Annotated in this window: 2 protein-coding genes; both read left to right on the plus strand. The window is 42.5% G+C overall.

Translation table 11 applies throughout. The features are described from left to right. The coding region (grpE, locus tag A3739_RS05845; RefSeq protein ID WP_156502384.1) for a nucleotide exchange factor GrpE at window positions 1–216 on the plus strand (216 nt) is incomplete at its 5' end. A gap of 131 nt (window positions 217–347) precedes the next feature. Beyond that, on the plus strand, window positions 348–579 hold a 232-nt coding region (locus A3739_RS05850), incomplete at its 3' end, for an Hsp70 family protein (protein WP_156502385.1).

The raw sequence follows: 579 nt of genomic DNA on the forward strand, positions 1-579 counted from the left end.
GAGATGACTTTGACGATCATGCTGAGCGGAATTGCCAAGTTTGGCGTTGAGCAGGTTGACCCCATTGGGAAGCCATTTGATCCAGCATTGCATGAGGCGATGAGCATGGTTCCAGCACCTGATGCGGAGTCAAACACAGTGATCGCGGCAATGCAGAAAGGTTATACCTTGAATGGACGATTAATTCGTCCGGCAATGGTTGTTGTTGCGCAGTAAATTTACGTCAGCAAAAGTTTACGTTTAAAAATTAAATTTGGTCCTTGAAAACTAAAAAAAAGGCCAAACATAAAGATCAAAGCTTATACAAAGGCGAGCGCCTTTAACAGAATTTAGAGTGGAGAGAAGCAATGGGAAAAATCATTGGAATCGACTTAGGTACTACAAACTCTTGTGTATCTGTATTGGATGGTGATCAGGCAAAAGTTATCGAAAACGCAGAGGGTGATCGTACTACCCCATCTATCATTGCATTTGCTGACGATAACGAAACATTAGTTGGTCAGCCAGCGAAGCGTCAGGCAGTTACTAATCCTGCTAATACTTTATTCGCAATTAAGCGTTTGATTGGTCGTACATTCG

The organism is Oleiphilus sp. HI0067 (genome assembly GCF_001635735.1).